Origin of the sequence: Veillonella atypica KON, assembly GCF_002959915.1 — a bacterium.
Classification (GTDB): domain Bacteria; phylum Bacillota; class Negativicutes; order Veillonellales; family Veillonellaceae; genus Veillonella; species Veillonella atypica.
Window position 1 is genome coordinate 146,669 of the sequence record NZ_PPDE01000009.1, and the last position, 26,446, is coordinate 173,114.

Consider the following 26,446-nt stretch of genomic DNA (forward strand, 5'->3'; position numbering starts at 1 on the left):
GTAGGCCGGAGTCAGACCCGTCCGGTGTATTCTCTCTAAAAAAACAATGCCCTAACATCACCTAAACCACAAACGTACATAGAGAAAGCCCCCATGGTGTTCTAAAACCGACTTTGCCAGGCTGGCTACGCCAGCCGATAAGGCGGTGGAGGTTTTAGGATGCCATGGGGGCTTATACTCTAATTACCCTTTATACTTAGGTGATGTAGGGCATGTTTCAGGCACCACGTCTTTGCGGTCCCCTAGTTGTGCACTACGGTCTGTATAGTGTGTATGAAGTAGTTCGTGTGCTTTATGTCCTAATGGTTCACCCAAGAAGTTTTTGTATAGGTCTTGGATTTCTGGGTTTTCATAGGATGCCACGTATTTGTATTCTTCATCAGCTTTGTAAAGTCCGCCAATGCGGGCTTCTTTTGTTTTTACGGCTTGTGGTAATTTAGTGCGTGGTTGACCACCGCCACCGATACAACCACCTGGGCATGCCATAACTTCGATAAAGTCATAGTGTTTGCCATTTTCTTTCAAAGCGTTGAGGAAATCACGGGTATTTTTGCCACCGTGTACAACAGCAACGGACAATGTTACGTCGTCACCGAGTTGTACAGTCGCTTCTTTTACACCATTCATGCCGCGAACGTCTTCGAGGTGAGTCAACGCATATGGAGGTGGTTCCTTGTCAGTGATGAGCTTGTATGCTGTACGCATAGCTGCTTCCATAACGCCGCCCGTATTACCGAAGATGATGGACGCACCAGTTTCCATACCGATTAAATCATCGAACTTAGAGTCTTCTAAGCTGCCAAAATCAACACCTTCGTCATTGAGCCAGCGAATAAATTCACGTGTGGTAATGGAAATATCCGTATCCATGCCGAGGCTTTCATCATCGTAATAACGAGCCGCCGCATTTTCCTCAACACGCTTAGTTTCTGCTTTCTTCGCCGTACAAGGGTTAACGCTGACAGACACGATATTTGCAGGATTAATGCCCTTTTTCTCAGCAAAGTACGTCTTGATCATGGCCGCTTCCATAGCGATGCAAGAACGGGTACTGGACAAGTTTGGAATGAGTTCAGGGAAATAGATTTCCGCAAAGCGCACCCATGCAGGGCAACAGGATGTGAATTGAGGGATAGTACCGCCATTCTTTAGGCGATCTACAAGCTCAGATGCTTCTTCCATAATAGTCAAATCCGCACCAAAGTTCGTATCAACCACATAATCAGCACCCAATTTACGAAGGGCGCTAACCATTTTTCCTTCTAAGAATGTGCCTGGTTCGTAGCCAAAGCCTTCGCCGATAGCCACGCGCACAGCCGGAGCCGTTTGGATAACAACAATCTTGTCAGGGTCAGCAATAGCCGCTTTCACCTTATCAAGCTCAGATCTAGCATGCATGGAATCGAATGGACAGGCAGCCGCACATTGACCACAGTGGATGCACATTGGCACATCACCGGTTGATTCAAGATCGTAATAATCGAGCACACTCATCACATCGGCGCAAGCGCGACGGCACAAGGTGCAATTCTTACACTTCGAAATATCGTGGTAAATGGACGGGTTGTCGAGCGCGATTGGCACGCGTTTGTCGATAAATTCAAATTGGGACATGAGGACCTCCTCGTTCTGTATAATCATACCTATTGTGAAAGTTTTAATTTCTCCTATATTACTAGCATAACAAATAAGGAGGCCATCAATCAACGTACTAGGCTAGTAGGAATTGAAAGATTATTGGACTTCATAAACAGGAAACTTTAAAGTTCATACATCATCGGTACATCGATGAGCTCTACCCGTTCATCGTCTGAGACAAATCCAAACCCTCGTTTGCTAAATAGCCAATAGTATGGTTCACCGTGCAATACACGGGCCTTTTCCATAAGTGATATCAGCACATCTTGGCCAACTGGTTCATTTTTCCATTTGCACTCGCCCACTAATAGATGATGTACAGGCCGTGCATTGGGATCTGCTTGTATGTCCGCCATGGCCACTACATCGATTTCAACTTGCTTTTTCGTTGCACTATCCGTGCCCCACCAATGACCTATTTGTTGTGGCAAGAACGGAACTGAACCTCGGTGAATGCGCGCCTGTACATATTGTGCTGCCATCGTTTCAAATACGAGTCCCATGAAATGTGAAAGCATAGGTTTAACGTATTGATGGTATACAAGTTTGCCATTAAAGTTTTCAATGGCCCCTTGGTTCGGTTCTACAAAACGATACCAAAAGGTATACATAGAATCTTTAATGGTATAAATACTTTTATTAGACTTAGATTCAACAGGATGTATTTTTTCGATGATCTGTAAATCAATAAGGCTTTTTAGATAATTATTCAATGCCCCCGTCGTCATATCTACCTTAGTAGCAATTTCGTTATTACGGCTGGCTCCCTTGGCGATAGCACTGAGGATTGCATTATACTGGCGCGGCTCCCGTAATTCCTGCTTTAATAGACTCGATGGCTCATCTACAAGACGTCCTGTAGGCGTGAAAAACAAGGTGATAATACTTTCATCAAGAGAATCACCATCCCTAAAATATGATAAATATTCAGCCACACCACCGGTAAGACCAAAGGCGATAGCACTATCCTCATAGGAAAGATGGGGTACCATTTGACGGGCCTCGATATACGTAAACGGTTTAATTTTATACTGCGCCGTGCGGCGACCATACAAAGAGCTCTTATGGCCTAGCACCTGATTTTCCATAAAACTCATGGACGAACCGCACAAGATGAGCATTAACTGAGACCGATTTTTATATGCATCAATCAAGGCCTGCAGCTCAGACGAAACGGACGGAATCGATTCCGCCAAGTACGGATATTCGTCGATAATAAATATACAACGATGGTCTAAGCTATACTCAAATAAATGGGTCAACGCCGCCGTGATCGTTGGAAAATTCGGTAATGTGGACTGTAATTTACCGGTTTCAATCATCCCCGTTGCACGATATACAGCTTGTGAAAGCACCTCTAAATTGTTACTCGCACCAGATTCGAGGCCCACCATATACGCGCCATCATGAGACGCCAAAAAGTGGTGCAACAAATACGTCTTACCCACACGACGGCGTCCATACACAATAGCCAATTCAAAATGTTTTGAATTATATTGCGCCTCCAGAGAAGCTAATTCATGTTCACGGCCTACAAATACCATATCGCACCTCCTCGTTAATCTAAATTACGCTATGCAACAAATATCCTATCTATATCTTCTTTAGTATAACACGATATAGTATATTACGATATACTATATTACGTTATACTAAATTGCAAAAACAAGATACAGCCCTCATCATACCAGTGATTATCTAGTGTTATAAGGGTTTTCACCCACACGTTTTGTCCTATAACTCAAACTCATACTCTGCATATAAACACAAAAAAGCAGCTCTTTCGAGCTGCTTTGTCGTATAAGGTGTATATTATTTTTTACCTTGTTTTGCTTGTTGAGGCCATAAGAAGTTATAAACTGCTTCGGATGGAGAACCAGCAACAACTGGACGATCTTTGCCATCAACTTTATCTTCACGTTCTGCGTAACCTTGTGGGTTATACAATACAACCTTTTGGTCTTTTACAGTTTTCTTTTTGTGGTTGAATTCTTCAGTTGCGATGAAGTGGTAACCTTCAGAATCTTGAGCTTTGATCATAACAGTTGCAGTTTTATCGCTTTTTTGAACGCTATCTTGATCGATAGACCAAGTAATACCAGCACTATCTTGACCAAATACTTGCCAGTTAACAGCACTAGCAGAACCAAAACCGCATGCGCAAATTGCAGCAGCAGCTAAACATGTACCTAGTAATTTTTTCATATATTTCACCTCTTATAAAATCAAATTTAATTTATTATACCATATATTAAATGTATTTTGCGTGAAAGCTAATTTTTTGCGATACTTTTACGTAAAATGTACTTCGTCCTACACCATGTCGCTCAATAAAGCCCTCTTCTACAAGTTCTTTCAATGCTTTTTCAACAGTAGATACAGCTATATCTGGTTGTTTCTCAAGGATTCCAGATTTCGTAATCTTACCAATAGTGGCACTAATTATGATTTTTATACGATCCTTTGCAGATAACGACGTAGTCAGCAATTCAATACGGCTTTCAAAATCACGATAGGCCGCCAAAATAACGCGAAGCATATATTTGACAAAAGGGACTATATCTTCATCGCCTGTGTGCCAACCTGCGCCGGATTGAGCTAACGCCGCATAATAACTGTCCTTTGTACGCTCGATTTTTTGCTCTAAACTAATGAACTTACCTATCATGTACCCATTTTGATACAAGAGCAACGTCGTCAGCAATCGGCTCATACGCCCATTGCCGTCATTGAAAGGATGAATACACAAAAAATCGTGTATAAATACAGGAATCACAAGCAATGGATTCACCGATTTATCTTGAAGAACCGCATTAATACTATGGCAAAAGTCATCTATAGCAGCCGGCGTTTCATATGGTGACAATGGCCTAAAGCGTTCCCTCTCAGAACCATCTGCAAGCCGTTCAATTATCAAATTCTGTACATTTTTATATTGTCCACCAATCCCCTTGTGGGAATACGCATACAAATCACGATGTAACTGCAGTACAATGTGCCTTGTCAAATCGATATACTCGTAATTTTCATGCACCGTATTCAACACATCGCGATACCCCATAATCTCTTCCTCATCCCGATTACGGGGCATCGTCTTATCCGCCACCAACGAACGAATACGAGCCTTCGTCGTCACAATCCCTTCAATCCGGTTCGACGACTCCACACTCTGCACCTTCGCAATCTCCACAAGCCGCGCCACACTACTAGGCCGCTGCGACACAAACAAATCTTGCCGCCCCTTATACTCATGAATCTGAGACATCAACGACACAACCTCACCATCCCACAGACAATCCTCGAGCCACCGATAATCAAAACTACGCATACCACACCACCTTTCCCCTATACGAATATTTCTCCCCTAATTTTAATACAATTTAGGCGATAAATAAATAAAAATATATCTTCCTTCCCCGGCCCTTTGTAGAAAATAATTTTGTAGATAAAAAGAACTCAATTCTCTGAATTTGTATAAATGATAGATGCAAAATGGGATTGATGGGGCCGAAAAAACGACTTTGGCCCTGCGGAGGCCATAGGCCGGAGTCAGACCCGGCCGGTGGAGGCTTTTTCTCCCTTCTCCGGCCCTTTGGGAAAAATAAAATTCTAAGGAATAAAAAATGCTTATGTTTCTGATTTTGTATTCATAATATAGAAAAGGAATGGTAGGGAATCGAAAACCGACTTTGGCCCTGCGAAGACCGCAGGCCGGAGTCAGACCCGGCCGGTGGAGGTTTTCGATCCCTGCCATTCCTATCACACTATATACGAATGCTAATATTCAGAAACATAAGCATACAAATTCAATTAAATTTTATTTTCCCCAAAGGGCCTGCATTACTTCTGATCCTATTGTATCTTTCTCAATTTTCACAGGTTTTTGTTTTTCATTGCTACTCAACAACGGTACACCAGATTGGCTATACACAGTGGCGTTCACTTCTGTCCAAGTGCTATCTGGGCGGTTGATTTCAACGGTGTAGATATAGGTATAACCTTCTACATTGTTGGCTTTCACCAAAATACGAGCCATAGAATCTGTTTTAAACACAGACGAGTTATCGATAAACCATGCGGAATCGTCTGTATCCGCATCAACGTAGTACCAATCAGCGGCATTGGCTACGTCAAAGCCACCGAAAAATATACATCCTGCTGCCATAATGGCAGCTAACCATTTTTTCATCATTCTCTCCTATTCAATCCTTTATTCATTCAACTATATATGGGCATGATTGTGGTTTGGTCTCTACAGAACGTCAGGGCCTAATAGATAAAGCAACTGCTCGTCCTGTATAACACGAGTGGCGACCACTTAGGTGATCGCCAATTGTGCATATCTATGTTAGATATAGTATATTTTCGTTACTTTGCATATAGAATACAAATAAATCTATATGACATATACGATATTAGTCTTCGCTTTCGATTTCAGATGCAGGAATGACAGCAATGCTTGCTACCTTATCACCTTCGTCGAGATTTTGTGTTTTCACACCAGAAATGGCTTTGCCTTTTTTCACAGCAATGTCATTCATGTTAAAGCGAATGATTTTACCTTGTTCGGAAATGAGCATCACTTCGTCATCATTGTGAACGACTTCAACGGCTACTACATCGCCAGTTTTATCGTTAATGCGGAAGTTCTTTGTACCGATGCCGCCGCGTTTTTGTACATTGTACGCATCCGCTTCGTTGCGTTTACCATAGCCTTCTTCGGAAATAGTGAACACTTGTGCTTCACTTTCATCAGACTCAAGAACACCAGCGCCTACAACAACGTCGCCTGTTTTCAATTTGATACCGCGCACACCATGAGCCGCGCGTTTCATGAGACGAACGTCCTCTTCGTTGCAACGGATAGCCATGCCAAGTTTCGTACCGATTAGGATATCTTGGTTGCCTGTGGTTACGATTACAGAAATCAAGCGGTCCCCATCGTCAAGGTTAATCGCATTGAGGCCAGAACGACGGATGTTGCGGTATTCTTCGATAGCCGTACGTTTTACAACACCGAATTCAGTAACCATGAATAAGTTTACATTTTCATGGATGCGTTCAAGGTCGATCATAGTCGTAACGGATTCACCCACAGCGAGTGGCAATACGTTGACCATAGCGGTACCACGAGAGTTACGGGAACCTGCTTCTGGCACTTCGTACGCTTTGAGGCGGTATGTACGGCCAGTAGACGTAAAGAACAACAATGTATTATGTGTGCGAACATGCATAATTTGTGTTACATAATCGTCTTCCTTCGTCTTCATGCCAATAACGCCAGCGCCACCTTTATGTTGGTTGCGATATACGTTCGCGTTCATCCGTTTGATATAACCTTGTTTCGTCAAGGTAATTACCATTTCTTCGTCAGCGATGAGGTCTTCTACATCAAGGTCGGACGTGTCGATTGTGATTTCACTGCGACGAGGATCGCCGTATTTCTTCTTCATATCTTCCAGTTCGTCTTTGATGATTTGACGTTGACGCGCTTCGCTAGCCAAGATAGCTTTCAAATCTTCGATCAATGCCAACAATTCCTTGTATTCTTCTTCGATTTTTTCGCGTTCCAAGCCTGTTAAACGGCGTAAACGCATGTCGAGGATGGCTACTGCTTGTTTTTCTGAAAGCCCGAATTTTTGCATCAATGCGTTACGTGCGATTTCATCAGTTTGAGAACTGCGGATTGTAGCGATAACTTCATCGATGTGGTCGAGGGCAATCAACAAGCCTTCCAAGATGTGAGCACGCGCTTCAGCTTTGTTAAGCTCGAATTGAGTGCGGCGTACGATGACATCGAGGCGATGATCTAAGTAGTAACCCAATACTTCTTTCAAATTCAATACGCGAGGATGACCGTCTACGAGGGCCAACATAATCACGCCGAAAGATTCTTGAAGTTGAGTGTGTTTATATAATTTGTTAAGAACGATATCTGGTTGCACGTCAGCGCGCAATTCTATAACGATGCGCATACCTTGACGGTCAGATTCGTCGCGAAGTGCTGTGATACCATCAATAACCTTGTCACGGCTCAAGTTCGCAATCGTCTCGATGACGCGAGCCTTGTTAACTTGGTATGGAATCTCAGTCACTACGATTTTATGCTTGCCCTTCGCCATTTCTTCAATGGTTGCACGAGCGCGCATTTTTACGCTGCCACGACCTGTGGAGTACGCTTTTTTAATGCCTTCCCGGCCCAAAATGAGCGCCCCTGTTGGGAAGTCTGGCCCTTTGATTTGCGTCATCAATTCGTCCACAGTTACATCTGGATTATCGATGAGCATTTCAAGGCCATTACAAACCTCATTAAGGTTGTGCGGCGGAATATTGGTCGCCATCCCTACGGCGATACCGCTAGAACCATTGATGAGAAGATTTGGGATCTTCGCTGGCAATACTGTTGGTTCTTGCAAGCTTTCATCATAGTTCGGCATGAAATCAACAGTTTCCTTGTCGATATCAGCGAGCATTTCTTGCGTAATTTTCGCCATACGTACTTCGGTATAACGCATCGCAGCGGCACTATCGCCGTCGATGGAACCAAAGTTGCCGTGGCCGTCTACCAAGAGGTAGCGCGTATTGAAATCTTGCGCTAAACGAACCGTTGCGTCGTAAACGGAGCTATCACCATGTGGATGATATTTACCGAGTACGTCACCGACGATACGAGCGGATTTCTTGTACGGTTTATTAGGCGTCATGCCTGTTTCGTGCATCGCGTACAAAATACGACGATGTACTGGTTTCAAGCCATCACGCACATCAGGAAGAGCACGCATTACGATTACGGACATCGCATAATCGATATAGGCGTTCTTCATTTCTTTATCAATCTGAACGGGATGAATATTCCCATGGGACCATTGTTGGTCTGCCACAATCTCACCTCATTTTACTAACACTGATTACAATTCATCATATTATTATAGCATTTTTGTGGGTTTAGCGCTATTGTTATCAGGATTTTTAGTGAAAGCATACTCTAACACTTACAAATTTTATCTCTCCCCCATATATTTAGGGATTATAATCCCAATTCCGCACAATTTTAACGAGTTTAAGGATTACAATCCCAATTCACCAATATTTTTATCCGTTTATGGATTATAATCCCTAAACACAATTATGAATATAAATCTAATATCCGACTATGAATTGAATACCTGCACAATAGTAATTACCTATTTAAAAATATATCTATCCTTGTTACAATAATTTTGTTTTTATTCATTATTCTATATTCTATGGAATTTTATAAATAGAATGTACAGAGAGGAGATACATATGGATAATCAGAATTCAAAATTTCACTTACCCAAGATTTCAGCCATTATCTGGATACAATTTAACTATGTTCTTTTACAAACTTATCAAAATCAGAAATTACCTTCTGATGCGTATTAAACACTTTATATTCACTAACAGCTTTCTTTTGAGCCTGTGTCATAGAAATATTACCCTTGTTTGTTAGGATATGATACTCATTAAAGTCTAAAAACTTATCAACACTTTCAATAAAGGCTTTCATAGTAAATGTTTCACGTCGTTCGATAATACGCTCTATATAATCAAAAAACGAAGATATAGTTCGCTCTAATTGTTCAATCTCTTCAATGGATAAATAATTTTTTGCTACAATTACATCCTTTTTATAAATCCGTCCTTCCGGTCCAGATTCCCAAGTAGTCAATCCCATATGATTCTTTGTAGCATCCGCATGACTATGAATGATTTCTGCAGCAGTTTGACCAGTTATAGCATAATGAAACTTATTCTGTATCGTTCCAAAAAAATCTCTAGTTATAGGTGATTGTGCATCATAATCGATTGCACACGCTGCAAATATATCTGTCACTTGTTGATATATACGACGTTCACTAGCACGAATTGAACGGACTCTTCGTAGCAACTCTTTAAAATAATCTTGGCCAAATGCGCGTCCATTTTTTAGCATATCATCATCAAGGGCAAAACCCTTTATAATATATTCACGCAATACGCCCGTAGCCCATATACGGAATTGAGTTGCTTTTTTACTGTTTACACGATACCCTACCGCAATGATGGCATCGAGATTATAAAAATCCGTAAGCCTCTTTACAGTACGTAAGCCTTCTATTTGAACTTGTTCCATTTTGGAACAAGTTCCAATTTTTTCTAACTCTCCTTCAGCATAAATATTGCTTAAATGCTTTGATATAGCTTGTGGATTAACATCAAATAATTTCGACATATCCTTTTGAGTCATCCAGAATGTTTCATCTTTATATAACACATTGGTGGAAACAGACTCATTCTCTGCTTGATATACAATAACATTTCCGGTAATCGCATTTTCTAAAGATTTCATATAATTCCCTCCGACAATTATACTTAGCCTTAGTTATATCCTATGCTCCCTTTTAATAATTCACTACAGTCACAGGATCATTATTTCGATATTTACGACTCGTATGAGGATGATCTCGCTCTACCAAACCTTTTAAAGCTTCATCTAATAAGCGCCAAAAATCCTTATTATCATCTGCTGGTATTCCCAATACAATGGAGTTCCCTTTAGAATACGTAATACATGTGGATGTTATATCATCAATGATAGGCAAATATACAATAATAACACCAGATGCCGCTAGCATATCTTTAAGTGGCTCTTTAGCCACAGTCAAAGATTCTTGTGAAAGTTCTTTTATTTGAGGAATAAAGGCTTTAAGTAATTCACAATCATAAGGATTTACCTCCACAAATCGAGATTCACCTTTTGTAATTTGTACCAATGTATAAATAGCACTCTGTTTTGCTTTATCCATATCCTTTATATTCTCATATACCAAAGGCATAACCATTTCATCAGCCACAGTTTTCAAAGATGCTACCTCAAAAAACTTTTGTAAATTATTAACTTGTTCCGCTTTCTTTTTAGTTTCTGGTACAATGCCCAACCGAGCCAATTTAGCATACCCAAAAGGCTTGGCAAAATTTATTTCCTCATCAATAGAATTTTCATACTCTACCTTTAGTATTTTCTCTCTATATCCAGCTTCTAAGCCATTCCAGAAACTTGCATCTACGCCAAATACACGTTCTAGACGTAACGCTACATCCTGTGTTAGAGGTACTTCACCATTAATCAATTTACTAATATGTTTCTCACTCATATCCATACGAGAAGCCAACTCTTTTTGAGTCATATGTCTATTTTCTAAAACTTCTTTAATAGTCATGCCTGGTGGAATCGCTATAAAGGTCTTACTCCTATAAATTTTCATATCATTCGTGCTCCTAATTAATGATAATCCACGATTTCTTGAATCTCTACAATATCTACAGTATCACCATACTGAGTAAAAATTAAACGATATGGATGGATTAAATCCATTGCATATTGACCTAATCTAGCACCGTATAAAGGATGACATCTTCCTAATCGTAAACAAATTAACATTTCAATTGATTCAGCATAAGTAAGTTGATCTAAACGTTCATTTATTTTCACTGCCATTCTAAGATTATATTTTTTCTGTGCTACATTAATGTCCGTACATACCTTGCGTATTTTATTATTCTTATATCGTATCTTCAATACCTCACCGACTCTCTATCTAACGAGACTAGATACAATATAAATGGCCATCTATAATAATTTACCTATTAGGTTAATTCTATTATACTCCTTTGTAACAAATTGTAAATGGAAATTTACCTAATAGGTAAATTAAAATATAGAATAATAAATTATACAAATTCAATACATATAAAGGACGTGCAAATCAAATTGATTTACACGTCCTTTTATCAGCATATCATCAGTAGTTATTTCCATTTTGGAAATAACTACTGATGATATGCTACTTTATTAATTCTCAACAATTATGGAATCCAGTTGATTCATCCTAAATTCTTCTACCACATCCATAAAGGCCTTATTATGTATTGGATTTTCAGTCATACCAAACAAATGGCTCGTGCAATCACAGTCGGAGCAGCCAAATTTTGGCACGTCCCACTCGGAAATGGCACGTACCGCATCAGCTAAAGCACATTCGACGCTCACGTCTACATCATCAGGGTCTGGCATGCTCGGCATGGATGGGTATGGTTCGTGAGTAAGGCTCCAGCTTTCAAGGGGTAGTCCGCTCGTACGAATAGGCACGCCGGCAATCATTTCGCAATGGCCGCGGAAGTAATCGAGGTGCCAATGCATTTTCTTGCGTTTTCTCTTATGGCGCTCAATGCGTTTCGTAAGGTTCGTCTTGGCGGAGCCGACATACATGTAATAACCTGCATTAAAATGCATCATGCCCTTAGATCCGATTTCGAGATCTAGCTCATGGTCAAGGTGCATCACCATGATGTATACGCCGCTATCGTGCGCTTCGCTGTCGAGAACATAGCTCGGATAGGTACAGGCGCGCGTCACGGTAGGCATGGTGAAAGTTTCATCCCACGCCACAGCAACGGCTTTCCAGTCGAGGAATGGGGCCACTTCTTTAAAGGTCATAGCGAATTCTAGATCCGTGTGGTAGTCTGGCAAGAACCATTTAGCTTGGTCCCATTGTACAAGGAATAGCACGCCCGTATGATATCCTTCATCCTGAAGTTCCCGTAAGTGCAATAAATGCTTGCGTCCCCGTTCTGTAATGGCATCGGGGAACATGGCACCGGTCTTGGAGAACAAGGTGCAGGACTTAACCTCTAACAGGAATTCTTCACCATCGTCGTTAGTGAGGAGTAAATCAAAGCGTGATGTCGCCCCATGTAGTTTTACCGTATATTCGCGACGTACAACACGCCATTGTTCCCAACCAGGAATGAGTTTGTTTTCAATCAAATGCTCTGCTACATCATTGCTATAATTCGTATCGAGCATGATAACAACGCCATCACGTTCAATGCCTACAACGCGATACTTCGTCTTCGCATCAGGCTTATCATGAGGCACGATGTACATCGTAACACCTGTAAATAACAATTCCCACATACGACCTGGATTTGGTAAATGAGCAAGTACGATTTCACCATTAAGATCCAAGGTCACCACAAAACGATTGGGACGACCTGTATAAGTTGCTTTCAAAATTGTATCGTATAGAACCTTCATCGTTCCTCCTACATCAAGATAATTCTAGGTTCATTATACAACAAAACGGGCCACTCCGAAGAGCGGCCCGCTGGGAGGCGTCATATGACAGGTTCCGAGGCTATCATATGACCAGAGATAAGATATTCATCGCATAACAGCGATAGTTGTGCTAAGCACAGATGGGATAGAATTATCTATGCATTAGCGATATGTTGTTTTATTGCAAATCTTTACTTTGCGTAGATACTTCACTGGCAGAGGTAAAGCTTGCCAATGGAGCGTCGCCAAAGCCTAAGATTACCTTGTTCGCTACTAGCGCATTAGCTGCCGTTTTAGCTTGCTCCAAAGTAAGGCCAGTGCGAGGTCCACTAATTGTGATCGATGCGCTTTTACCATCGACTGTAGCAAATTTAAGATATACCACACGTTTATCAGCCATGTTGGGCACTCCTTTCTAATTCATATACATAAGGATGGGAATGATCGCGATAGGTCCACAGGGTTTGGATTACTACGAACCTTCACGCAGCCATTATGTGCTAACTATTACGAGTGAAAGCACATTAATGACCAAGGGATACTTCGTTGACGCGTATTACGTCAGCAATGGTGTTCTCATAGAGACCAGCCAATGCGGTACCGACGATTTTGACCGCATCATCAGTAGCTTCTTCAGCGACGCGTGTGAAAGTGACGTCTTTGTACTTCGGTTTTTCTTCCGTACCGATATTAAAACGTAACACTAACTTTGTGCGTTTTAGTTCAGCCATCTGATCACCTCCTTTCACCTATATACATTCCAAAAGGAGGCTCGTGACAAGCAAATTTGTTTCAAAAAGAGGAATAATATTTTTCCCCATGAAAAAACGACCCCAAATCAAGGTTTAGGGCCGTACTTTTGTATTTAGTTTCACGTGAAACAGGGTCAAAAATTTTTGCTTTTTTGTAGCTTGGGACACATTATTTTATTGTAAAATGAATTATACTAGTATATGTAATTTGAAATGATGATAACAATCATTTCATAACAATCTCTTACTAGCTCTCCAGAACATGTATCGTTTGGACGTACATCATCGTCGAAACGCATCATCTCTAGCATGTGCTAATAGAGACTTTCACAGTGAAAATATATGATAGAATATAAGTAGTTCATTACAATTTAGAGGGGATTACAATGGCTCAAATCGCAGGAAATTTACAACGAATTAAAAACGGCCAACGCCGTTATGCTATTACACCGCGCATTCCAGCAGGTTTTATTCAACCAGATCAATTGCAAAAATATATTGATGTGGCGAACAAATTTGGCGCTGTTCTTAAACTAACCGGCAGCCAACGCATTATGATTACGAATTTGAAAGCTGAGGACGTAGACGCAGCGTGGGAAATGCTCGGCATGGAGCCGGCGTACATGGTGTCCAACCGCGTGCGCAGCGTCAAGATTTGCCCAGGCACAACGTTCTGTAAACGGGCTAAACAAGATAGCGTGCATCTTGGCATGCAATTGGAACGCAAATATTTGTCCCAAGAAATGCCTAGCAAGATGAAGATCGGCGTGTCCGGCTGCATTAATTCTTGTACTGAAAGCCGCATGAAGGACGTTGGCGTTATCGGTTCTGTTGAGGGCTGGAGCGTCTACGCTGGCGGCAGCGGTGGTGCGCATCCACGCATTGGCGACCTCATTGCAGAGGTAACAACAGAAAAAGAAGCCCTTGCACTTGTGGACCGCATCATCGAATATTACAAAGCAAATGCACAAATCGAACGAATGGGTGAATTCATCGATCGCATCGGCTTAGATGCTTTCAAAGAAGCTGTACTAGGCGACCTTGAAGGGGCTCCTACAGAAGTAAAAGCAGCAGAACCTATTGTTAACTTGCCAGGTCACGGCAATGATCCAGAGGTTGAGACGCCACGCCTTGAACCAGGTCAACCAATTACACCGGATACAATCATCCGCGATATCGTGGACATCTATCCAAATACAGTACCTGTACTGCAAAGCATCGGCATGGGTTGCCTCGGTTGTCCATCCTCTACGATGGAACCACTATGGCAAGCCGCTGAAATCCACGGCGTCAACGTGTACGATTTACTTAACAAACTAGAAACTGCCCGCAAAGGTGCATAATTAATATAAAGGAGTTTCACATGTCCGCATTTTTAGGCCACATTCACTACTGGTTATACCGCAAAATCCAATTGCTCGTAGAGCGTGAAAACTTAATTCTTGAAAAAACGACAAAGGTCGTAGATGACCTTGCTGAGGAATTGCATTCCATCTCCGTAGATACATACGGCGAACCAATTAACCCTAGCATTCCATTGGAAAACATTATCGACCACAACAACATTCACGGTTGGCTCTCCAACCAAATCAACATAGCATCCGTCCGCGAAGCGGCTTTCATCAAAGACATGCTCGATACAAATGCTGATGAAAATGCTATTCACGTAGTAACCGCTATTCTCGATGCCTTCGCTGTACAAGGTCAAGCATGCGGCGTTGTGGCCCAAGATAGCCTCGAAGAACATACGGCGCCAGCCATCTACAATGCCCTTCAAAACTTCTATGTAAACGGCATGCCTTGCGACGGCGGCGACCAAATCGTTGAGGACAGCGCTGACCGTTTCACATGGGTCGGCGATCACCGCTTACAAGCTGGCTACTGGCGCACTGCAGGTGTTGATCCTAAATTCATGATGCTCGCATACCAAACATGGTTTGAGGCCTTTGTGAAAGCTATCGATCCTGAATTCGAGCTTATCACCACCGAAGACAATGGCACCCGATTATATACAATCGCTAAAAAATAAATACCATTTCGTTCGCTAAAACGGACGAAAAACGACTGAAAATGGACGAAAACGTGCAAAAAACGAACGAAAGCGCGGGTGTAAAATTTTACACTCGCGTTTTTTATTTCTAATGATCCAATATATGTGCCTAAAAAAATTAGAACAGGCGTGTTCTATTTCCAGGCACCTAATATATGCGTCTAAAAAATTAAAACAGGCGTGTTCTATTTCTGGAGATCTAGTATATGTGTCTAAAAAAAATAGTACAGGCCTGTTTTATTTCCAGGCACCTAATATATGCGTCTAAAAAAATAGAACAGGCGTGTTCTATTTCTAGGGACCTAGTATATGTGTCTTAAAAATAGTACAGGCCTGTTCTATTTTAAAATTCCTTATAAAAGTGTAGCTATAGACACAGAATTGATAAGAAATATCAGTTATAATAGAACCATAAGGTAAATCATTACTCATATACTTTCAAATATAGGAGGTGCAGCATCATGGCAGGCACAGTAAAAAAAGATCTAGGTTTATTATTCCAAGGCTCTAACTACGTAATCGTAAAAAAAGGTGGCAAAGCAGGTGAAAAGGTAGAAAAACATAATCATCCTGAAGCCAATGTTATCTTTACTGTTGTTAAGGGCACAGTTCAAGTATTCCTTAACGAAACAGAAGAACATGTACTCGTACCGGGTGAAGTTCTCGAATTTAATGGCGATAACTACATTCAAGCAACGCTTGTTGAAGATAGCGAATTCATCGTAAACCTCGTTCATAAACCTGAATAAGATTATATAGATATGACCTCCTCCTCTCCTTAGTGTCTATATATAAAAAACACCTATAAGTGGTAAGTTATATAAAACAGTAACTATTACCATATATAGGTGTTTTTTTACATTCTTAGTCCTAATATCTTAATTTCATAACTGTATTTCTATAGAATATATTATTATCGCTTGCAGTTGCTTTCATAAGAGAATATACTAATTATGTAAGAGAGAAAGAAGGATTTACATGACACGCGAAGATTTAGAAACCTATATTCACAATCAATTTGAGGATACTACCACCAATACTCCTTGGACGCAGTTCCCGCATTACAAGGTGTACCGCCATCAAAGTAATCATAAATGGTTCGCCCTAGTCATGAATATTACTACCGATAAATTAGGATGGTCAAACATTCGGCCTATCGATGTGTTAAACATCAAATGCGAGCCCACCATGATTGGTGCCTTTCGTAAGGAACCAGGCATATATGCAGCCTATCATATGAATAAGGCCAATTGGCTAACCGTTTCTTTGGATGGCTCTGTGCCTACTGAAAAAATAAAAATGCTCCTCGACATGAGCTATCGATTGACTAAATAAAATACTAAATTCTTTATCTGCCCATTTAGCACATAAAATAAAACGAGCCTGGATTTATTCTAAGCTCGTTTTTTTGCTTTCACGTATTGTATTGTTTAATATTTATGAAATAACTTTCACCTATACTCGTAACATCATAGATGCACTTATTAAAAGTACAGTATATACAATAGCAATGATAATAATATGCATTGATGTGGTCTTTAACATTTGGCGGTATAATCCAAGTGAACAAAGTATATAATATAGGGCCAATACAAACGTAATGAGGCCTAAAATAAATTGAACACCAAACGCAATCATACCTGCTCCAGCAAGGCTCAATATAATAACAAGTACCGCACCGAGTAAGGACAATACGGTTATAGGTAAATCAAAGGCCATCGCATACGAAACGGCCATGAACGTATCCTTAAACATAAGATCACGATTACTAGTGGCTTTCACATAAAAATAGACCAATATCAACCAAAGCCCTTTTAGGAAAAACCAGGCAAAAATAAAACCTAAAATCGATACAATCGTATCTAGCATGGTCGCAGGCGTGATAAAAAATATGATACCATTTTCCACCACCGACAAACCAAGCATAATGCCAAACAAACGCAACATAAAAACTAGAGCTTGATCAAACGTACCATTCTCCATAATATACGGAATCCCCTTAGACCGCGGATACCGCATCAAACTCCAACAAACCTGCATAAAAGACATCTACAAAACCTCCTTCGCCGCCCTCAATTACAACTAAATCATACCATACCATAACAAACCAACCAACACAAAACACCCTGCGTCCCCTCTGTTTCTTAGTCTAAAAAAATTAATATCTATCTCTGATAGGGAAAACAGCCCCCTCTCGAAAAACGACTTGCTCCTTTTCCCCTACAGTCTAAAAAAATAATATTTTATCCAAAGAGATTAACGAAAAAAGGGATCCCCCTCTGAAAACGACTTTGGCCCTGTTCCGAAGGAACAGACCCGGCCGGTGGAGGCTTTCAGAGGGGTATCCCTTTTACCACACGTTAAAACGCTAGATAAGATATTATTTTTTTAGACGTTTAATTACTTCATCTGTAATATTTTCAACGTTACTATTTGCATCAGCTGCGCGGATTGTGTATGGGTCGTCTAATACAACGTCCATTTTCTTTTCAACGCGAACGGATTCGATAGCGTTATGAATGTTTTGCATCATAGGTTGTGCAATTTTATTCACTTCGTCATTTTCTTTTTGTAACAATGGAGCTACGGATTTATTGAATTCTGCTTCTGCTTGAGCTTGATCTTTAATTTTGTCAATTTCTTGCATTTTCTTTTCAATTTGTGGACGGTATTGTGCATCTACTTGTTGCATTTTCATGTCGAGTGCACCGTAACCAGGATAGCTATTTACAACTTGACTCATTTGCACTAAACCAATGTTAGCAGCGCTTGCCACAGCAGTGGTAGCGGAGATAGCACCAACGATAGCCAATGTTGTCAATTTTTTAGTTAATTTCATTTGAGATCCTCCTGAACAGTAAAGTTTCATTACACAAACATGTAATGCACTATTTTTACTATATCAAATCTAACTTGCTTTCACAAGTAAAAACCCTCAAAAATCATAGATGAGATATAGCATCTAATAATTAAATTGTATACTATTAAATAATAATAAGGGCCCATGAATTCATCATGAACCCTTATTAAAAATTTACTATCTATTATTGTTCGTCATTAAGATAGATATATTTATCGGATTTCAATTTAGACACGAGGTCAGGCACCAAGCCGATAAGGCGATCAAAGCTATTGCTGTAAGGATTGCCTTTAATGTTGAACAACTCGATGCGTTCGCCTTTGATCACGAGCACAGCGCTTGGTTCCATGCGAGCGCCGCCGCCACCGCCGCCACATTCATGGTTCTTGCCAGATGTATTGTGGTTTGTGCCAGTGCCGAAACCAAATGTTACGTCCACAAATGGAACCAATGTAGTATCGCCGATTTGCACCGCTTCACCGACTACAGTTTCCACCTTAATCATATTTTTGAACTTCTCAAAAAGGACTTCTAAATTTTCTTTTACGTTACTGTTCTCCATCGTAGTACCTCCACTGATGTCAACTATGCGTTAGCGGCTTGTTCCGCTTTCAATCGTTCTAATTCTTTCTTTTCTTTGCGCTTAACCCAAACGACCTTGACCGTTTCAGCTATGAGTGCACGCATTGGTTGTGAAAGCACGAATCGCGTGCCGTGCCATGCCAATGCGCCTAGAATAATGCGCCCTTTAATGTGGCCGCTACCTTCTAAATGCCAATTCAAATAATCAATCTCGATATGTTCAGCCTGTTCAGGCCAAATACTGTACAACATCGAAGCAAACATGCCACCCTTAAAAGGATCACCGATGCCGATACGCCCTTCTACAGCGATATCTCGTGGTTTAGAATGGTCATAACACCGCTTAGAAACAAGCAACAATTGACGCCACAATTCCGTATTCGTCACATGTTTCATGAACCAAAAGGTCGGGATTTTCGATTTAAAGCTAGCCACCGGATCATTAGGATCTGGTTTTTGAAAGCGCGATTTTACGCTATCTTTCAAGCCGTCTATTTTCGTAAATACCTTCTCTTTTACGGTGCCATCACTATTGAAAGTAACCTTTTCTACCACTTCATCATCAGGTTTCATCGTCGGGTTATCGCGAATTGAATCATATTGTGCAGCCCGCGCTTCAGCACCCTTATTATCACCCTTAGATGTATCAACACGTTCAACGCGAACCTGTTTACCTTGTGCATCTGATGTTTGCCCTGCACTGCGCGTAGCATCTAGGCTTTCACCAGAAGCACCAACGGTCGTCGGCTCAGTCGGTTCAGTACCGCCCTGGCCATCACCTTGCATGGCTTTCATCATCGCTTCCGCCTGCGCAGCCATCGGATCATTTTCAAATTCGTCAACAGCCTTCTGATATTCGTCATCAACCCGTTGTTGAATCCATTCATCGTATTCTTTCACAGGGCCTATTTTCTGCATACCTAATACATACAGTTGTTTAAAAAATGGTTTGCCCTGAAAATATGCGAGATGCAGCGACAATACGCGCCACAGCCATTTAACCGACAATTCTACGCGGTACGGCGTCCTGCCGTTCCATTCGATGCTATATGTGATTGGCGTTAGTAGGATAATCATGATCAGCGCTACGATGAGAAGCACTACGACGAGTGCCACAATAGCGACTATACTCAACCACATCACCTCCTTAGGTTATGGGATTTGTGAAAGTATACTCTAATTTTCAATGCCCTTGCGAGCCATTACACCTTGCATGTAATAATGCTTAACTTCCTTCATTTCCGTCACAAGATCGGCCACATCAAGAAGTTCTTGCGGTGCCCCGCGCCCCGTAAACACCACTTCGGTTTCCGGATTACGAGCCTCTAATAGAGCCTCCGTTTTTTTCCAATCAATGAGTTCAAAGAACAAAGCCATGTTATATTCGTCGAGAACCACCAAATCATAGTCGCCGCTAGATACAGCCTCTAACGCGCGTTCATAGCCCTTTTCAATAAGCGCTACATAATCCTTAGGCGGATTTCCCGATTCAAATACAACCACCTCATCACCCCATTTGGCGAGCTCATCCTTGCTCTTCATGCCTTCCTTGATGATAAAAAACGGTTTACCTACAGTTTCTAATGTAATATTTTTGAGGGTCGGTAAAATATTATGTTCACTATACACTTTAGACTTCATGAACTGTAAAAATAAAACCTTTTTGCCAGCGCCTATAGCTCGTATAGCGAGGCCGATCGCAGCCGTCGTTTTACCCTTGCCTTCGCCGGTATAAACTTGTACATAGGCCTTCATAGATATACCTCCGTTCATATACCATAATTGTACAATATTTATAGACGAAAAGGAATAGATATCCTTATTATGCAATATAATACATAAAAATCTGTTCCTTATTACAATTACATACATAAACATAAGGGATGAGGGTCCCGAAAAAACTCCACCGGCCGGGTCTGACTCCGGCCTACGGCCTTCGCAGGGCCAAAGTCGTTTTTTCAGGCCCCTCAACCCTTTTTATTAGTATACAAATCATATATGAGGAACAGATTTATTACCTGCCTTAATTCACAAAAAGGATATCTATTCCATCCCTTATACAGTAATCGTAGCAATTATGGTATATGAATTACTACCAACCCAGCCGTTTGGGAAGAGATGTAATGAATACTTGTTAGATAGATTCCTTATAATGTGTCTTAAAAAATAGAACAGGCCTGTTCTATTTTTTAAGACACATATACTAGGTCCCCAGAATTAGTACACGCCTGTTCTATTTTTTAGGGCACATATATTAGGTAGTCAGAATTAGAACACTCATGTTCTAATTTTTTATAAGGCATATATAAGCCAATCTCGTACACTTCTTTATCCTAAATTGTACAATGATATTTTATGCCAATTAGTCAACTAAATTTAGATAGAAAAAAGATAGACCCCTCCGGAAAATGATTTCGGGCTCCGCGAAGAGCAGTAGCTTCCCCACTCCCGCCAGTTTAGTAATTAGTAATACGCCAAAAAGGATACCCCCTGTTCGAAAACGACTTCGAGCTCTCCCTTATGCTAAGTTGTACAATGGTATTTTATGCCAATTAGTCAACTAAATTTAGATAGAAAAAAGATAGACCCCTTCTGAAAATGATTTCGGGCTCCGCGTAAGCGCAGTAGCTTCCCCACTCCCGCCAGTTTAGTAATTAGTAATACGCCAAAAGGGATACCCCCTGTTCGAAAACGACTTCGGGCTCCGCGTAAGCGCAGTAGCGTGTCGGCTTTCGAACAGGGGGTATCCCGTCTTATAGCATATTTAATTACTAATTGGCAAAAATACCATGGGATCTACCGCGGACCCATTAATCCGTACTTCGTAGTGTACGTGTGCACCAGTACTTTTACCAGTGCTGCCCATAAGGGCGATGACTTGGCCCTGTTTTACGGTCATGCCCGGTGTAACGAGAACGGCGCTATTGTGGCCATAGCGAGTCACAAATCCGTTACCGTGATCGATTTCTACGAGGTTACCATAACCTCCTTCGGTGTAGCCTGCAAATGTTACGGTACCCGCTGCAGTAGCAACGATAGGTGTGCCGTAATCGTCAGCGATATCAACACCTTCGTGAAATGCGCTAGCAGCACCGGTCACAGGATCGACACGAGTGCCATAAGGGGATGTAATAACACCCTTACTTGGCCAGATGCTTGGCGTTGTACTATTCGTATATCCACCAGAACCTGTGGTGTAGTTCAATTGTTGCAATGCAGCGATGTCTTGAGCCCCACCATCGCGCAAAATGTTTCGCATCGTGTAGAAGCTAACCAATAATTTTTGTGCATCCTTATCTAATTTAGATAGTCTTGCTGAAAGTTGCGCCGCACTTAGCGTGGGACTAATCTCATCGCTAGCGGCTTCCTGCTTTGGGTCAGAGCCATCGCTACCACCTTTAGATGGTGTGCCGGACTCAGCACCCTTCAACATTTGTTTGTTTTCTTCACTAATTTGATTTAAGTTTTGGATTTTCTTATCCAAAACTTCTGTTTTTTGTTGTAACAGTTTTAGTTGTTCTGTTTGCAATTGTGTTTGTTGACGCAATTGAACGATTTCTGCTTGTCGTGCAATGCCCCAAATGGATAAAACAAGTGCTGCTACAAATAAGATTACGGCCACTACAGCTACAATCTTCGCTTGTTTATGACTCAATGTAATGGTGCAATTATCACCATTCTGAGACACTACAGAACTCAAAATACTTGGTACTTTCAAAATGCCTTCCTTACTTTTAATCATTCCTCAACTCATCATGCATGTGCGTCCTATATGAACACGACAAGGCGATTTGGCTATTGAGAATGGATAACGCTTGCTAACGCTTCCTCATTCGTACGTTCCCCAAGCGCTTCATTTAAACTTTCTAATTCCTCTTGTGAAAGATTAACGAGACTTTTACCTTTCACAATCGGTTTACTGAAAATACGAGAGTCATTTCGGCCATAGATACTGGAAATGCAAACCCCATTATTATTGCCATCAAGCAATGTAAGGGCAAAGGACAAATCGTTGCCGATGTTATCAAATGCATTATACTTCTTAAAGCCGATTTTTTGCAATGTGTTGCCTTGAATATTGCGAATTTGAGTTTGTTCCTCAATCATATCCTGCAATCCCTTTGCAGCCTCGCGAATTTCAGTGATTTCTACTGAAAGTTTACGTTCTAGGCTAGCCCCATTTTCACCTTGCATGAAGAAATTGAACTTCTTCGTTAAGCTCCCTAATCTAATGTGTAGGATAATGCAATATACCAATAAAATAACGGCTAATACGCATCCTAATACACCGATATAGGGTTGTATAGATTCTAACATTCAAAACCCTTTCTATCTAATTCGTCCATAAACGGACTAATAGCACGTTCTAGTATACCATGTAATGACGCAATAAGTACACCATAATTCACAATAGGCGTACCTTGCATAACGGCACAATCAATGCGCCGTAACACCTCACGACGCGTCAACATACAAGCCCCGCAATGGATGATAAGATCATAACTGCTCACATCCTTAGGGAACGCACCACCGCTGGTAAATTCAAGCTGTAGATCCGTATGCCCCTTCTTTTTAAGCCACATCGGAATTTTAACGGTTCCAATATCATCGCATTGGCGACGATGTGTGCAGCCCTCACTGATGAGCACACGCGCACCAGGTTTCAAGTTGTTAAGGGCTTTCACCCCCGTTACTAAATCCTGCAATTTTCCCTTGAACCGAGCCATTAAGATTGAAAATGATGTTAATGGAATATCCGCAGGCGTCAACGCATTCACCGCTTCAAAGGCTTGCGAATCGGTGATGACAAGTTTTGGTTTTTGTGAAAGCTTATTGAGCATGGTCGGTAGCTCTTCTGTTTGGCACACCAAGGCAAGGCCTTTATGGTCCAAAATCTCACGAATTGTCTGAACCTGAGGCAAGATTAGACGACCCTTTGGCGCCGCCGAATCAATAGGACATACCAAAATGATAGTATCCCCTGGATCAACTAACCCTTGTAATAAAGATTGCTCGCCTTCTACATCAAGCGGTGTTAACCCTCCTAGCAAATCGAGCAATGTAAGACGATCCCGATTCGATGTAAAATCCGTAGAGCCTACGACAGTGGCAATAGCGGACAAATCGGGATATGTATCTACATAATTTAGGTTAGTATCATTACCATTGCTATCATTATCATGAGTGCTTTCACTATCAAAAGCGTTAATTTCATTGATGAATAATGCGATAGGCACATTGTTTTGTTTCAACTTATTAAGCCACATCATATCATCAGCAGTGGGCGCTTCATCATTACGCAACACATAGACAGCGAGATTGATTTTTTTGATAATTTCTTCGGATTTTTCAATGCGGAGAGCGCCCAGTTCCGATGTATCGTCAATACCCGCCGTATCGGTAATGACCACAGGGCCTAGAGGCAATATTTCCATAGACTTGCTAACGGGATCGGTCGTAGTACCTGCCACTTCAGACACAAGGGATACTGGTTGATCCGTTAGCATATTAATTAAGGTCGACTTACCCGCATTACAACGTCCAAAAAAGCCGATGTGTATGCGATTCGCCTTTGGTGTTTGTTCCATTATACGCGAAACTCCATTGTTTCTTCATGTTCTGTGCTCTCCTGAGCATCCATATATGCAATAAGACGTTCTAATTCAGTTTCAGAGCTAAAGGCAATTTCAATTTTACCTTGTACCTTCTTACCAGCTCTAAATTTAATAGATACTGGAGAACCTAGGCTCAATTTTAAACGATCTACCAATGCGCGAACCTCAGCTGTATCATGTGGCTCTGTAGTGTCTTTAGACTTAGTCTTTTTAGACATCATGGCTTTCACAAGCTGTTCTGCTTGACGAGCGCTTAACTCGCCCTCTTTAATGCGCTCTGCGGCTTCTACTTGTTGCGCTGCACTACGTAGAGCCAACAAAGGTCGAGCTTGACCAACAGTTAAATCGCCTTCAATTAAATCTTTTTGAACAGATGCAGCTAATTTCAAAAGGCGCATCATATTGGCAATATATGAACGGCTACGTCCAAGGCGTGCAGAAATCATCTCCTGAGTTTGCTTATACGTATTCATCAAACCTTGATACGCCAAAGCTTCTTCAATAGGATCCAAGCCTTCACGTTGGAGATTTTCTACCAAAGCGACTTCTGTCATTTCCTCTGTATTATAATTTTTTACAACTACAGGTACTGTTTCTAGGCCCACCATCAATGCCGCGCGATAGCGGCGCTCACCGGCTACGATTTGGTATTTATCCTTTTGCTTGCGAACGACGATTGGTTGAAAAATGCCTAGATTCTTAATGGACTCAGCCAAAGTAGCTAAACTTTGTTCATCAAAATTCTTACGTGGTTGATCCTCATTAGGAATTACATCCCCTATAGGCAACTCGTGAACTTCACGTTCAGGTAAAGCCGTCTCTATGGACTGCTCTCCCATCATTGTTGCTAATGTTTTTCGTTCCTTTTTCTGTTTCATCGCCATAATAATCCCCAATCTATTAGTACTTTCACACCGCATATATAAAATGCAGCACAAACCAATATACAGTTTGTGCTTACATTACATAATCATATTTATTTAGTCTATTCTATACCAATTATTTCGTTTTCTTAGAATCTCGAATAACCTCTTTAGCTAATTTAGTGTAAACAGCTGCACCCTTTGATTTCGAATCATACACAATAATCGGTTCCCCATAACTTGGTGCTTCACTGAGGCGAACATTTCGAGGAATAATTGTTTTATACACCTTAGTACCAAAGAACGATTTTACCTCATCTGCCACTTGGACAGACAAATTAGTACGTCCATCAAACATAGTGAGTAACACACCTTCAATTACAAGGTCTTTATTAGAAGTTTGTTGCACGATTGTAATCGTCTTAACAAGTTGACTAACACCTTCCAAGGCATAGAATTCAGTTTGAATTGGAATCAAAACACTGTCAGCCGCTGTGAAAGCATTCAATGTTAGTAAACCAAGAGATGGCGGGCAATCAATGATGATAAAATCATACTCATCACGTACAGAAGCAATGGATTTTTTCAAAATTGTTTCACGTGAAACAATCCCTACTAATTCTACTTCAGCACCAGCCAATTGAATCGTTGCAGGCGCTACAAAAAGCTTTGAAAGCATTGTAGGTTGAATAACATTAGCAATGTCTTCGCCATCTATCAACACATCGTGAATACATAATTCCAAATCATCTTTTTCAATACCTAATCCAGAACTAGCATTACCCTGCGGATCCAAATCTATTAATAACACCTTTTTACCTGCATCAGCTAAACAAGCACTGAGATTAACAGATGTTGTAGTCTTGCCTACACCGCCTTTTTGATTAGTAATCGCTATTACTTTGCCCACAAAATTCACCTCAACTTTACGTTCAAAAATATTTCATTTCATTATAACATAGGG

At 41.1% G+C, this 26,446-nt stretch carries 26 protein-coding genes; 4 read left to right on the forward strand and 22 right to left on the reverse strand.

Annotated elements, in window-relative coordinates; genetic code table 11:
- Positions 1–183 precede the first annotated feature (183 nt).
- The 12 genes from VAHSUH02_RS08365 to VAHSUH02_RS08420 all read right to left on the reverse strand — a co-directional run bounded on the left by VAHSUH02_RS08365 (position 184) and on the right by VAHSUH02_RS08420 (position 13,491).
- On the reverse strand, positions 184–1,614 hold the full coding sequence (locus tag VAHSUH02_RS08365) for a [FeFe] hydrogenase, group A (RefSeq protein WP_038149082.1): 1,431 nt from the start codon (positions 1,612–1,614) through the stop codon (positions 184–186).
- A gap of 146 nt (positions 1,615–1,760) precedes the next feature.
- On the reverse strand, positions 1,761–3,182 hold the full coding sequence (locus tag VAHSUH02_RS08370) for an ATP-binding protein (protein ID WP_005384714.1): 1,422 nt from the start codon (positions 3,180–3,182) through the stop codon (positions 1,761–1,763).
- Between the two features lie 268 nt (positions 3,183–3,450).
- Positions 3,451–3,843, reverse strand: a complete 393-nt coding sequence (locus VAHSUH02_RS08375) for a hypothetical protein (protein WP_005375898.1) — start codon at positions 3,841–3,843, stop codon at positions 3,451–3,453.
- Between the two features lie 46 nt (positions 3,844–3,889).
- Positions 3,890–4,966, reverse strand: coding sequence for a Fic family protein (locus VAHSUH02_RS08380; RefSeq protein WP_005384715.1), 1,077 nt, complete (start codon positions 4,964–4,966; stop codon positions 3,890–3,892).
- 489 nt (positions 4,967–5,455) lie between these two features.
- A complete protein-coding gene (locus VAHSUH02_RS08385) occupies positions 5,456–5,827 on the reverse strand; it encodes a hypothetical protein (RefSeq protein ID WP_038149083.1) in 372 nt (123 codons plus the stop codon).
- A 226-nt stretch (positions 5,828–6,053) separates the two neighbouring features.
- On the reverse strand, positions 6,054–8,519 hold the full coding sequence (gyrA, locus tag VAHSUH02_RS08390) for a DNA gyrase subunit A (protein ID WP_005379377.1): 2,466 nt from the start codon (positions 8,517–8,519) through the stop codon (positions 6,054–6,056).
- Between the two features lie 467 nt (positions 8,520–8,986).
- Positions 8,987–9,991 (reverse strand): virulence RhuM family protein, encoded by a 1,005-nt coding sequence (locus VAHSUH02_RS08395; protein WP_005384717.1) that lies wholly within the window; start codon positions 9,989–9,991, stop codon positions 8,987–8,989.
- A gap of 52 nt (positions 9,992–10,043) precedes the next feature.
- Entirely contained in the window at positions 10,044–10,907 is an 864-nt protein-coding gene (locus tag VAHSUH02_RS08400; protein ID WP_005384718.1) for a HigA family addiction module antitoxin, read from the reverse strand.
- A 17-nt stretch (positions 10,908–10,924) separates the two neighbouring features.
- The gene (locus VAHSUH02_RS09830; RefSeq protein ID WP_255308921.1) at positions 10,925–11,083 is read right to left on the reverse strand and encodes a hypothetical protein; all 159 of its coding nucleotides are present in this window, start codon (positions 11,081–11,083) and stop codon (positions 10,925–10,927) included.
- Between the two features lie 411 nt (positions 11,084–11,494).
- On the reverse strand, positions 11,495–12,739 hold the full coding sequence (gene sfsA / locus VAHSUH02_RS08410) for a DNA/RNA nuclease SfsA (RefSeq protein ID WP_005384720.1): 1,245 nt from the start codon (positions 12,737–12,739) through the stop codon (positions 11,495–11,497).
- Between the two features lie 199 nt (positions 12,740–12,938).
- Positions 12,939–13,160, reverse strand: coding sequence for a DUF2922 domain-containing protein (locus VAHSUH02_RS08415; protein WP_005384721.1), 222 nt, complete (start codon positions 13,158–13,160; stop codon positions 12,939–12,941).
- Positions 13,161–13,284: 124 nt separating this feature from the next.
- Positions 13,285–13,491: a DUF1659 domain-containing protein gene (locus tag VAHSUH02_RS08420; protein WP_005375915.1), complete on the reverse strand. Its 207-nt coding sequence runs from the start codon at positions 13,489–13,491 to the stop codon at positions 13,285–13,287.
- Positions 13,492–13,898: 407 nt separating this feature from the next.
- Here VAHSUH02_RS08420 and VAHSUH02_RS08425 point away from each other — a divergent pair, with 407 nt between their 5' ends.
- From VAHSUH02_RS08425 to VAHSUH02_RS08440, 4 genes are all read left to right on the forward strand, one after another.
- Complete coding sequence (locus VAHSUH02_RS08425; protein WP_005384723.1) at positions 13,899–14,855, forward strand: DUF1858 domain-containing protein; 957 nt, start codon at positions 13,899–13,901, stop codon at positions 14,853–14,855.
- Between the two features lie 20 nt (positions 14,856–14,875).
- Positions 14,876–15,541, forward strand: a complete 666-nt coding sequence (locus VAHSUH02_RS08430; protein WP_005375832.1) for a hypothetical protein — start codon at positions 14,876–14,878, stop codon at positions 15,539–15,541.
- Positions 15,542–16,023: 482 nt separating this feature from the next.
- On the forward strand, positions 16,024–16,311 hold the full coding sequence (locus VAHSUH02_RS08435) for a cupin domain-containing protein (RefSeq protein WP_005384725.1): 288 nt from the start codon (positions 16,024–16,026) through the stop codon (positions 16,309–16,311).
- Positions 16,312–16,540: 229 nt separating this feature from the next.
- Positions 16,541–16,897 carry an MmcQ/YjbR family DNA-binding protein gene (locus VAHSUH02_RS08440; RefSeq protein ID WP_005384727.1) on the forward strand — a complete coding sequence of 119 codons (357 nt, stop codon included), beginning with the start codon at positions 16,541–16,543 and terminating at the stop codon, positions 16,895–16,897.
- Between the two features lie 120 nt (positions 16,898–17,017).
- On the opposite strand, the gene VAHSUH02_RS08445 is transcribed toward VAHSUH02_RS08440, so the two are convergent.
- From VAHSUH02_RS08445 to VAHSUH02_RS08490, 10 genes are all read right to left on the reverse strand, one after another.
- Positions 17,018–17,611: a hypothetical protein gene (locus VAHSUH02_RS08445; RefSeq protein ID WP_038149084.1), complete on the reverse strand. Its 594-nt coding sequence runs from the start codon at positions 17,609–17,611 to the stop codon at positions 17,018–17,020.
- 331 nt (positions 17,612–17,942) lie between these two features.
- Entirely contained in the window at positions 17,943–18,401 is a 459-nt protein-coding gene (locus VAHSUH02_RS08450) for an OmpH family outer membrane protein (RefSeq protein WP_005375856.1), read from the reverse strand.
- A gap of 205 nt (positions 18,402–18,606) precedes the next feature.
- Positions 18,607–18,984, reverse strand: coding sequence for a GerW family sporulation protein (locus VAHSUH02_RS08455; protein WP_005379443.1), 378 nt, complete (start codon positions 18,982–18,984; stop codon positions 18,607–18,609).
- 23 nt (positions 18,985–19,007) lie between these two features.
- Entirely contained in the window at positions 19,008–20,138 is a 1,131-nt protein-coding gene (locus VAHSUH02_RS08460) for a hypothetical protein (RefSeq protein ID WP_005379449.1), read from the reverse strand.
- A 42-nt stretch (positions 20,139–20,180) separates the two neighbouring features.
- A complete protein-coding gene (locus VAHSUH02_RS08465; RefSeq protein ID WP_005375894.1) occupies positions 20,181–20,759 on the reverse strand; it encodes a cob(I)yrinic acid a,c-diamide adenosyltransferase in 579 nt (192 codons plus the stop codon).
- A 1,009-nt stretch (positions 20,760–21,768) separates the two neighbouring features.
- Positions 21,769–22,746 (reverse strand): M23 family metallopeptidase, encoded by a 978-nt coding sequence (locus VAHSUH02_RS08470; RefSeq protein WP_005382832.1) that lies wholly within the window; start codon positions 22,744–22,746, stop codon positions 21,769–21,771.
- 53 nt (positions 22,747–22,799) lie between these two features.
- Positions 22,800–23,321 (reverse strand): DUF4446 family protein, encoded by a 522-nt coding sequence (locus VAHSUH02_RS08475; protein ID WP_005382831.1) that lies wholly within the window; start codon positions 23,319–23,321, stop codon positions 22,800–22,802.
- On the reverse strand, positions 23,315–24,592 hold the full coding sequence (gene hydF / locus VAHSUH02_RS08480; RefSeq protein ID WP_005382830.1) for a [FeFe] hydrogenase H-cluster maturation GTPase HydF: 1,278 nt from the start codon (positions 24,590–24,592) through the stop codon (positions 23,315–23,317). Before hydF ends, VAHSUH02_RS08475 begins: the two co-directional genes overlap by 7 nt.
- Entirely contained in the window at positions 24,592–25,503 is a 912-nt protein-coding gene (locus VAHSUH02_RS08485) for a ParB/RepB/Spo0J family partition protein (RefSeq protein WP_005382829.1), read from the reverse strand. The genes hydF and VAHSUH02_RS08485 overlap by 1 nt, the downstream gene beginning before the upstream one ends.
- Before the next feature lie 115 nt (positions 25,504–25,618).
- The gene (locus VAHSUH02_RS08490) at positions 25,619–26,392 is read right to left on the reverse strand and encodes a ParA family protein (RefSeq protein ID WP_005382828.1); all 774 of its coding nucleotides are present in this window, start codon (positions 26,390–26,392) and stop codon (positions 25,619–25,621) included.
- Positions 26,393–26,446 lie beyond the last annotated feature (54 nt).

Coding starts and splice junctions, on each gene's coding strand:
- VAHSUH02_RS08365 (WP_038149082.1), bottom strand. CDS start 1,614: ATGTCCCAATTTGAATTTATCGACAAACGCGTGCCAATCGCGCTCGAC.
- VAHSUH02_RS08370 (WP_005384714.1), bottom strand. CDS start 3,182: ATGGTATTTGTAGGCCGTGAACATGAATTAGCTTCTCTGGAGGCGCAA.
- VAHSUH02_RS08375 (WP_005375898.1), bottom strand. CDS start 3,843: ATGAAAAAATTACTAGGTACATGTTTAGCTGCTGCTGCAATTTGCGCA.
- VAHSUH02_RS08380 (WP_005384715.1), bottom strand. CDS start 4,966: ATGCGTAGTTTTGATTATCGGTGGCTCGAGGATTGTCTGTGGGATGGT.
- VAHSUH02_RS08385 (WP_038149083.1), bottom strand. CDS start 5,827: ATGAAAAAATGGTTAGCTGCCATTATGGCAGCAGGATGTATATTTTTC.
- VAHSUH02_RS08395 (WP_005384717.1), bottom strand. CDS start 9,991: ATGAAATCTTTAGAAAATGCGATTACCGGAAATGTTATTGTATATCAA.
- VAHSUH02_RS08400 (WP_005384718.1), bottom strand. CDS start 10,907: ATGAAAATTTATAGGAGTAAGACCTTTATAGCGATTCCACCAGGCATG.
- VAHSUH02_RS09830 (WP_255308921.1), bottom strand. CDS start 11,083: ATGTTAATTTGTTTACGATTAGGAAGATGTCATCCTTTATACGGTGCT.
- sfsA (WP_005384720.1), bottom strand. CDS start 12,739: ATGAAGGTTCTATACGATACAATTTTGAAAGCAACTTATACAGGTCGT.
- VAHSUH02_RS08415 (WP_005384721.1), bottom strand. CDS start 13,160: ATGGCTGATAAACGTGTGGTATATCTTAAATTTGCTACAGTCGATGGT.
- VAHSUH02_RS08420 (WP_005375915.1), bottom strand. CDS start 13,491: ATGGCTGAACTAAAACGCACAAAGTTAGTGTTACGTTTTAATATCGGT.
- VAHSUH02_RS08425 (WP_005384723.1), top strand. CDS start 13,899: ATGGCTCAAATCGCAGGAAATTTACAACGAATTAAAAACGGCCAACGC.
- VAHSUH02_RS08430 (WP_005375832.1), top strand. CDS start 14,876: ATGTCCGCATTTTTAGGCCACATTCACTACTGGTTATACCGCAAAATC.
- VAHSUH02_RS08435 (WP_005384725.1), top strand. CDS start 16,024: ATGGCAGGCACAGTAAAAAAAGATCTAGGTTTATTATTCCAAGGCTCT.
- VAHSUH02_RS08440 (WP_005384727.1), top strand. CDS start 16,541: ATGACACGCGAAGATTTAGAAACCTATATTCACAATCAATTTGAGGAT.
- VAHSUH02_RS08445 (WP_038149084.1), bottom strand. CDS start 17,611: ATGTCTTTTATGCAGGTTTGTTGGAGTTTGATGCGGTATCCGCGGTCT.
- VAHSUH02_RS08450 (WP_005375856.1), bottom strand. CDS start 18,401: ATGAAATTAACTAAAAAATTGACAACATTGGCTATCGTTGGTGCTATC.
- VAHSUH02_RS08455 (WP_005379443.1), bottom strand. CDS start 18,984: ATGGAGAACAGTAACGTAAAAGAAAATTTAGAAGTCCTTTTTGAGAAG.
- VAHSUH02_RS08465 (WP_005375894.1), bottom strand. CDS start 20,759: ATGAAGGCCTATGTACAAGTTTATACCGGCGAAGGCAAGGGTAAAACG.
- VAHSUH02_RS08470 (WP_005382832.1), bottom strand. CDS start 22,746: ATGATTAAAAGTAAGGAAGGCATTTTGAAAGTACCAAGTATTTTGAGT.
- VAHSUH02_RS08475 (WP_005382831.1), bottom strand. CDS start 23,321: ATGTTAGAATCTATACAACCCTATATCGGTGTATTAGGATGCGTATTA.
- hydF (WP_005382830.1), bottom strand. CDS start 24,592: ATGGAACAAACACCAAAGGCGAATCGCATACACATCGGCTTTTTTGGA.
- VAHSUH02_RS08485 (WP_005382829.1), bottom strand. CDS start 25,503: ATGGCGATGAAACAGAAAAAGGAACGAAAAACATTAGCAACAATGATG.